Raw genomic sequence first — 8,117 nt, forward strand, 5'->3', positions numbered from 1 at the left:
TGCTGACCATCGAGCGCCTGCGCACGATCGACGACGAGGTCGTCGCGGTTGAGACGGTTTCGTTCGTCGCAGCAATCGGCCGCCACATGGAAAAACTCGACCTTGCCGACAGCTCTTTTACTGAGATTCTTGAGCAGCACCTTGGTGTGCCGCTTGTCCGAGCCAAGCAGGAGATACGTGCCGGCATCGCGCGTGCCAAACTGGCAAAAGCACTCGACGTGTCGAGCGGCACTGCGGTGCTGCAAATCGATCGTGCCGCCTTCGACGCTACCGATCGGGTTATTTACTTTTCGTCCTCGTCCTACCGGGCGGATCGCTACATTTACACCGGCTGGATCGAACGAAAGAGCGCCTTGGTTACTCAACCACGCCAATTGATCGGCGGGAGCAGATGATGCCCACCTGCGAAGTTTATGTCGTCGGCTCGTACGGAGTTGCGTTCTGGATTGTGGGCGACGTGCCAGCGCCGGGCGAAACCCTGCTAGGGTCAGGGTTTGCCTTCGGAAATGGCGGCAAGGGCTCTAATCAGGCTATCGGAGCTGCGCGACTCGGCGCCAGATGCAAACTGCTGGCGGGCGTCGGCGCCGACAAATTCGGTGACGAGGCACTGCAACTCTGGCGCGCCGAAGGCGTCGACTGCTTGGCGGTGAGGCAGATGGCCGAGACGCCAACGATGGCCGGGATCATCATTCTCGACGCCGCAGGCGAGAACCGCATCATCACCGATCCCGGCGCCAACGCGCGGCTCACGGCGACCGATGTCGACACCTTCGCCGCCACCTGGACGAGCCCCGGCATCCTGCTCACACAGCTCGAGATCCCAGTCGAGACGGCGGCCCGCGCGCTTGCCATCGCCAAGGCACGGGGACTGACGACCATCCTTAATCCCGCACCTGGCCGCGCCCTGCCGAAGGAAATCTTTGCCGACGTTGACATCCTAACGCCGAATCAGTCCGAGGCGCGCATTCTGCTGGGGCTCGACGCGGACAATCGGCAGGCCGACGCCGATTTAGCGGCAAGACTGCGCGGTCTCGGCGTGGGGCACGTCGTCATGACGCTGGGAAGGGATGGTGCCTTGATTGCCGGACCGGACGGACTGACCAAGATCGCGAGCTACCCAGTCGACGTCGTCGACACCACCGGGGCCGGAGATGCGTTCAACGGAGCACTCGCTGCAGGGCTGGCCAGTGGATTGACGCTGGCTGACGCCGTTCGCCGCGGCACTGCTGCGGGCGCCCTCGCAGTCACGAAAAAGCTCGTGGTTCCGGCATTGCCCGATGAGAGACAGATCGCAGGTTTGATGAAAACCGGGCCGCTTGCGCATGAAGATTAAGGTTGCTTTCCTTCCCGCCAGCCCTCTGGCTATTGCCGGAGACGTGTGCATTGTCGTGGATGTGATCCGTGCCACGACAGCTCTCGTCGGACTTTTCGACGCCGGCTGCGATCGTGTGTTTGTCGGAGGATTTGGCTCTGACGTCTCCAAAGCGCGCGCCGCCGTGGGCGAGAATGGCGTTATTTGCGCGGAGCTGGATGATGGATCAACACCCCTCGGATTCGATCATGAGCCCTCGCCGTCCCTCCTGTCCCGACTCGATCTGTCGGGTCGCTCCGCGATGCTGGCAACGGCCAATGGCACGCCAGCCATTCTCGCGGCAGTTCGCGAAGGCGCAGCCTTAATACTGCTTGGTTCGCTGCGAAATCTGGATGCGGTTGCCCGGCGTGCGCTCGCGGAGGCGTCTTCGCGCAATGCAGACATCACGATAATTTGCTCCGGCCAACTGCGGAACTCACGTGTCGCGATTGAGGATAGCTATTGCGCCGGAATGATCGTTGCACGGTTTTGTGAACTTGCGAAGGATCACGCTGTTGAACTAGACGACTCCGCGTCGCTCGCTCACGGCTTCACAATCTCGCAAGATAGTGCAGTGAAGGTGTTACTGAGCTCGATGACCGGTCGCCGCTTCATCGGTAACTGTCGGCAAAACGACGTGGAGTTTTGTGCGCGCGTCAATGAATCTACAATCGTTCCGGTCGTTTCCGCGTACGGCGAAGATTCCGATCATCCGGTTTATCTCCTCGATGCCTAGTAGCGCAGTCGCCATCAGATTGATCAGTGGCCGACCTCGCGTCCTGGCCACAGCAGATCTTAGCCCGGAAGGCATCGCCTCGCTCCGCGAAATGAGTGAGCTCAAGTTGGTCGGCTGGGCAGCCGGCGAGTGGTTCTGCAATCGCAAGCAGCTGATGGACGCAATAGCTAATGCGGAGGTTGTGATAGCGGGATACGAGTGTTTCGACGAGGAACTGCTGGCTGCCGCACCTCAGCTTCGCGCCATCCTGTCAGTGCGCTCGGCCCCGCAAGCGAACATCGATGTGGCGGCCGCGACGGCGCGAGGGATCGCCGTCTTGCACACTGTCGGGCGCACGGATCACGGGGTTGCAGAGTTCACGGTTGCTCTCGCGCTGGGGCTTACTCGACACCTTATCCCTGCCGGTGCATGGATTAGGTCCCGCTCCCCTGACTTCAACGCCGGGGAGGACTTTTATCGTGGCACGGTATGGGGTCGCGGCGCGGGTTCTCCCCAGCTCGCATTCACGGGCATCGAGCTGCATGGTCGAACACTCGGCATCGTCGGCTTTGGGGCAATCGGTCGTGTCGTCGCCGAGAAGTTTTCCGGCTTTGGTATGAACACTATCGTCCACGATCCTTATGTCGATAGCGCCGAGTTGAGAACCCTCGGGGTCGAACCGGTCTCACTCGACGAACTTCTGGCACGCTCGGCAATTGTAACCTTGCACGCGCGGCTCAGCACACAAACGCGCGGCATGATCGGCGCAGACCAGCTCGATCGGATGGGGCGCGGCGCGTATCTCATCAACACAGGTCGGGCAGGCCTTATCGACACTGGCGCGCTACTACAGGCCTTAGATCGCGAACAGATCGCTGGGGCCGCGCTAGACGTCTTTGATACGGAGCCGCCTTCGGCGAGGGATCCGCTTGTTACTCATCCGCGCGTCCTTGCGACGCCTCATATCGCCGCGTGGACCGAAGAGATGCGTGTACGTCACACCCGGAGCATTGTGCAAAACCTGCAGCGGCTTTTGGCCGGCAAGCCTGGCAATCTGTCGAACCCCGAAGTTCTCGCGATGGCGGGGAGGACCGTGCCTTGAAAATCATCGATGTCGCATCGCGCCTCTATCACATCCCGCCGACGGTCTCCTGGGAGGACGCCACACACCGAGTCGCGAAGCTCGAATTCATCATCATCCGCGTGACCACAGACGCTGGAATCGTCGGCGAGGGCTTTGCCTACACGACAGGGATCGGCGGAAGCGCTATCCTCGCCCTGATCGATGATTATTGCCGAACGATGCTTGTTGGACAGGATCCGCGACAAATCGAACGGCTTTGGTCGTTCCTCTATGGCCAATTGCATCGCAGCGGAACCGGGGGAACCAACACCCTCGCATTGGGTGCGATCGACATCGCGCTATGGGATATTGCGGCCAAGTGGTACGACGTTCCACTATTCCGTCTCCTCGGCGCGCGGCGCGACAGCATCCCGACCTATGGCAGTGGCATAGACCTCTTCCTCGACCCCGACGCTCTACTCAATCAGGTAGAAGGATTCTTGGCAGCAGGCCACATGGCGGTGAAGATCAAGATCGGTCGGGATGACGCGGAAGAAGATCTCGATCGTATCGCAGCCGTGAAGAAACTGATCGGTCCAACGCGACGACTGTTCGTCGATGCTAATCAGCGCTGGAATGTCGCCGACTGCATGGCCCGACTGCAGAAGCTCTCGGCGTTCGATCTTGGTTGGATCGAAGAGCCTCTCCATGCCGAGGATGTTCGTGGGCACGCCGACCTGCGCCGTTTCGTATCGCTGCCCATCGCGATCGGTGAGAGCCTATACACGCGCCATCAATTTGCTGACTATCTACAGGCTAACGCCGTAGACATCGTCCAAGCGGACGTGTGCCGAGTTGGGGGTATTAGCGAGTGGCTGAAGATTGCCAATCTGTCAGCTTCCTTTCACCGCAACATGGCGCCTCATTACATGTCCGAACTCTCCGTCGCAGTTATGTGTGCGATCGACAACGCGGACATCCTCGAATGCGTACACGGCGGGAGCTTCTCCGAGATGGGTGTGCTTCAGACGGAACTTCGCCTCGAGAACGGAGTGGCCTTCCCCTTTGAGGCACCCGGACATGGGGTGGTGTTCGATCAAGAAAAGCTTAAACCCTTTGCTGTCGATCCTGCCGAACTGCGGAAGCGGAATCTGCAGAGTGCAAAGTGAATGCGGATTTATCACGCGCACACGGCGTTCGATTGCCACAACCAGCTCGGCGAAGGATGCAACTGGAGCGCATTGGACCAGAGCCTATGGTGGACTGATATCGAAGCAAAGAGCGTGTTCCGCTGGGACGACAAACGGAGGGTTGCAGCAGTACGGCAACTTCCCAATCGTGCTGCGTTCGTCTTTCCACGCGCGCGTGGCGGCTTCGTGCTCGGTTTTCCTAAGTCTATTGTTATCACCGACCCGACCTTTACCGACTTCTCACAAGTGGCCGAAATCGAGCCGCATCTTGCGCAAACCCGTGTCAACGACGCCGCGATCGATCCCTACGGTGGGATCGTATTGGGTACATACAATCAACAAAGCCGCGAGCCTGTCGGCAGCGTCTATCGCGTCGCGCCTGATGGCGAGGTCACTACGCTGTTCGGTGGTGTAGCGGCCGCCAATGGATTGGAATTTTCACCCGACGGCCGGATCATGTACTTCACCGACACAGCGGAGGGTACCATCCGGCGCTTCACCTTGGCTCCGAAATTTGCGGGTCTCGGCGAGATAGGCCCGCTGGCAGGTCCGAACATCGCCCCGGGATCGCCTGACGGCGCCACCGTGGACATTGAAGGGGGCTACTGGAGCGCCAGGCTACGAGGCGGCTGTGTTGTCCGCATCGATCAAAACGGTCACCTCACAGACCGCGTCGACATCCCGAGTATGGCGCCGACCTGTGTGGCACTTGGCGGCGCAGATCTGAGAACGCTGTTCATAACGTCGCGGCGTACCAGGCAATCATCCGATGAACTTCTTCGATTTCCCGAGTCCGGCAACCTCTTCCACGTAAAGGTCGGGCCGGCTGGCCGACCGCCCTTCGGCTGCAGAGTCTAGTTTTAGTCTAGTCCCTATGATTGCTGGGCCTGAGGGCGGCCCGTCATCCGATATGCAACGGTACGAGGGTTAAGCCGGCTAGCCGGCGCAGAGCCTCATGCATAGGAGACGGGCCATATGGACCATATCAGATTTGTCGGTTTGGATATTCACAAGGAACGGATCTCGGTCGCGGTGGCGGAGAGCGGACGCTCCGGCGCGGTGGACTATCTCGGCGAGATTGCCAATGATGCTGATGCCATCAGCAAGCTGTGCGATCGTCTCAGGCGGTCCGGCAAGCCACTGGCGTTTTGCTATGAGGCCGGCCCGTGCGGCTATGGCGTTCATCGCCAACTCACGCGCCTCGGCCATCGGTGCGACGTGGTGGCGCCATCGCTGATTCCGCGGAAGCCTGGCGATCGGGTGAAGACGAACCGTCGCGACGCCACCATGCTCGCCCGCCTTCATCGGGCCGGAGAGTTGACCCCCGTCTGGGTGCCCGACGCCGATCATGAAGCCATGCGCGACCTGATCCGGCTGCGCAGCGTCGTGCGACAGGTGGTGACGCGAGCGCGCCAACATCTTCAAGGATTTCTGCTGCGTCACGGGCGCAAGCATGAGCGTGGGACAGCCTGGCGAAAGGCTTACCGGCGATGGCTTTCGACCTTGGCCTTCGATCATCCCGCGCAGCAGATCGCTTTTCAGGACTACGTCGATGCCGTCATGGATGCGGAACGGCGCCTGCAGCAGGTCGAGGAACAGATACTCAGCCTGCTCCCGGAATGGAACCAGCGCCCGGTCGTTGACGCCTTGCAGGCGATGCGCGGCATCGCGCTGATTAATGCCGTGGTGCTGGTCGCGGAGGTCGGTGACTTCACACGCTTCTCAAGCCCACGCCAGCTCATGGCCTATTTCGGCCTGGTCCCAGGAGAACAATCGAGTGGCGAGACCGTCTGGCGCGGCGGCATCGCCAAGACCGGCAACACTCATGCCCGGCGCGCGCTGGTCGAGGGCGCCTGGGCTTACCGGATGAGAGCGCGCATCGGCCGGCACAAGGTCGACCGGATCGAGGCGCTGCCAAAAGTCGTGCGCGATATCGGATGGAAAGCGCAAGTTCGACTGTGCACTCGATATCGTCGGCTGAGCGCGCACGGCAAGAATGCGAACGTCGTCAATGTCGCCATCGCACGCGAGATGGTGGGCTTCATCTGGTCGATCGCCTGCACGGTCCAATCCGCGCCAACGGCGGCGTGACCCCTATTTGACAGACAGCCAGCAGAGCAGATCGCAAAAACCCAAACACCAGCCTCGGCGCGATATGCGGCGCCGACCGAATCGACAACCTCCTGAAACCTAGACAGAGGCAGCCCCAAACGAAACCAGGTCATGCGGCTCGACCCGCGGATGAGAGATTGTTGACCGACGTTCAAGTCCCGCCTCTTGCTCTTCATATCCGTCGTACAAGTGTCTCGACCGCCGATCTGATCGGCGGGCCGCAGCTTATGTCAAAGGCCATTGTCAGCAATCATGAGTGGGTCGTTCTGGCCGCGCAGCCGGTGCTGCTTGGCAGCGCGTGATGCACGAGCGTGGGGGTAGCGAGCGAGAGCATTTGCAGGGGGACATGCCAGCATAGGGTATCGGCTGGCGCCCGCCGGCGTGCCACTGAGCGCGACCCGATGAGTGGCGTCAGACCGGTTTGAGGCGAGTGAAGAGTGCGAGATTGTAAGCCACCACAGAGGACCAGACATAGGTCTTGAAGTGGTCGAGCCCACGCCAGGTGCAGCGCCCCAAGCCGTAGGCGCGTTTGAGGCAGGAGATGCCGGCCTCGATGCCGGGGCGGAAGTTGCGCAGCTTGCGATAGACCCAATTGCTTTTGACCATGTCTTCGACCTTGAGGCCGCTCTGTGGAAGGCATGTCGCGCACGCCGCAGGCCTTGGCCCGGCGCAGATTTTCGCGGCTGGCATAGCCGCCGTCGGCCGCCGCCTGCCGCGGCGCCTGGTTGTAGAAGGCGATGTGGCGCTCCAGCATCGGCAGGAACCGCTCGCTGTCGGCCGGGTTGCCGGCTTCGATGACGAGGTGAAGGACCAGCCCGCTTCGGCCGGTGGTCAAATTGAGCTTATGGCCATAATCGACGTCGCGGCTGCCCTTGACGATGATGGTAAGCGGTGCGCCAAGCACCTTGCAATAGGCCGATGAACATGGAGTTTTCGGGCCATGACATTGGAACATGCAAGGGGCGATGTGGTCGCCGAGTTAAGCGGCGCCGCGGCGTCCGAAGATCTTGCAGCGGTGCCCGGGCGCGTGCGGCAACGAAGGCTTTCGAGTTGCACTGAGAAGCGCGCGTTGGTCGACCTGGCAAGCGCGACGGGGTCGTCGGTGACGGAGGTCGCGGAAGCGTTCGGCGTAGCCCCGTCACAGCTTTATGCCTGGCGCAAGCAGATGGCCGGCGGCGAGCTTGATGCCGATCAGGCGATGGCGACCTTGCGCGCATCGACGTGAGCGATCTGCCCGGTGACGAACGCCCGTCGCCGATTGCCTGGACCCGGCCGGCAGGATCGTCGTGGCCTTTGCGAGCGGCACGCGATTGCGGATCGACGGGATCGTCGATCCGACAGCACTGCGCATCGTCCTGGCGGATGCTGTTCAGCAGTAGCAGAACGGCATCGGTGGGCCGGAAGCGCGCCCCGTAATTGCCCTCGATGCCCGCCTTTTCGAGTCCGTTGCGCATCATCTCGACATCTGCGGCGGCATAGCGGTGGGTGGTGGCGACCTGTGCGTGCCCGAGCCAGGCTTGAATCGTCAAAAGATCCACGCCGGACTGGAGAAGCTTCATGGCGAGGGAGTGCCTGCTATGTCTGGATCGAGATAGCAGGCACACCTGCGCGATGGTCGTTCTGCAAGCGACCAGGGACATCCGGAAGGTGTCGCTGTAGCTGGGCCACGCTACGCTGACGACCACC

At 61.3% G+C, this 8,117-nt stretch carries 9 protein-coding genes and 2 pseudogenes; 9 read left to right on the forward strand and 2 right to left on the reverse strand.

Annotated elements, in window-relative coordinates; genetic code table 11:
- From NKH23_RS33890 to NKH23_RS33925, 8 genes are all read left to right on the forward strand, one after another.
- A partial coding sequence (locus NKH23_RS33890; protein ID WP_353036691.1) for a GntR family transcriptional regulator occupies positions 1 to 395 on the forward strand: 395 nt, incomplete at its 5' end.
- A complete protein-coding gene (locus NKH23_RS33895) occupies positions 392 to 1,333 on the forward strand; it encodes a ribokinase (RefSeq protein ID WP_353036693.1) in 942 nt (313 codons plus the stop codon). The genes NKH23_RS33890 and NKH23_RS33895, both read left to right, overlap by 4 nt.
- The gene (locus NKH23_RS33900) at positions 1,323 to 2,087 is read left to right on the forward strand and encodes a 2-phosphosulfolactate phosphatase (protein ID WP_353036695.1); all 765 of its coding nucleotides are present in this window, start codon (positions 1,323 to 1,325) and stop codon (positions 2,085 to 2,087) included. Before NKH23_RS33895 ends, NKH23_RS33900 begins: the two co-directional genes overlap by 11 nt.
- Positions 2,080 to 3,168 (forward strand): NAD(P)-dependent oxidoreductase, encoded by a 1,089-nt coding sequence (locus tag NKH23_RS33905; RefSeq protein WP_353036707.1) that lies wholly within the window; start codon positions 2,080 to 2,082, stop codon positions 3,166 to 3,168. The genes NKH23_RS33900 and NKH23_RS33905 overlap by 8 nt, the downstream gene beginning before the upstream one ends.
- Positions 3,165 to 4,298, forward strand: coding sequence for a mandelate racemase/muconate lactonizing enzyme family protein (locus NKH23_RS33910; protein WP_353036697.1), 1,134 nt, complete (start codon positions 3,165 to 3,167; stop codon positions 4,296 to 4,298). Before NKH23_RS33905 ends, NKH23_RS33910 begins: the two co-directional genes overlap by 4 nt.
- On the forward strand, positions 4,299 to 5,177 hold the full coding sequence (locus NKH23_RS33915) for an SMP-30/gluconolactonase/LRE family protein (protein ID WP_353036699.1): 879 nt from the start codon (positions 4,299 to 4,301) through the stop codon (positions 5,175 to 5,177). It abuts the gene before it with no gap.
- A gap of 117 nt (positions 5,178 to 5,294) precedes the next feature.
- Positions 5,295 to 6,410, forward strand: a complete 1,116-nt coding sequence (locus NKH23_RS33920) for an IS110 family RNA-guided transposase (RefSeq protein ID WP_353036701.1) — start codon at positions 5,295 to 5,297, stop codon at positions 6,408 to 6,410.
- A 161-nt stretch (positions 6,411 to 6,571) separates the two neighbouring features.
- A complete protein-coding gene (locus NKH23_RS33925) occupies positions 6,572 to 6,733 on the forward strand; it encodes a hypothetical protein (RefSeq protein WP_353036703.1) in 162 nt (53 codons plus the stop codon).
- 109 nt (positions 6,734 to 6,842) lie between these two features.
- Here NKH23_RS33925 and NKH23_RS33930 read toward each other — a convergent pair.
- Positions 6,843 to 7,317, reverse strand: a pseudogene (locus tag NKH23_RS33930) (transposase); the annotation flags it as partial.
- 54 nt (positions 7,318 to 7,371) lie between these two features.
- Here NKH23_RS33930 and NKH23_RS33935 point away from each other — a divergent pair.
- A complete protein-coding gene (locus tag NKH23_RS33935; protein WP_353036705.1) occupies positions 7,372 to 7,656 on the forward strand; it encodes a transposase in 285 nt (94 codons plus the stop codon).
- Between the two features lie 247 nt (positions 7,657 to 7,903).
- Here the strand turns inward: NKH23_RS33935 and NKH23_RS33940 are convergent.
- Positions 7,904 to 8,071, reverse strand: a pseudogene (locus NKH23_RS33940) (tyrosine-type recombinase/integrase); the annotation flags it as partial.
- Between the last annotated feature and the right edge of the window lie 46 nt (positions 8,072 to 8,117).

The sequence above is a fragment of the Mesorhizobium sp. M1328 genome (genome assembly GCF_040318075.1).
GTDB lineage: Bacteria > Pseudomonadota > Alphaproteobacteria > Rhizobiales > Rhizobiaceae > Mesorhizobium.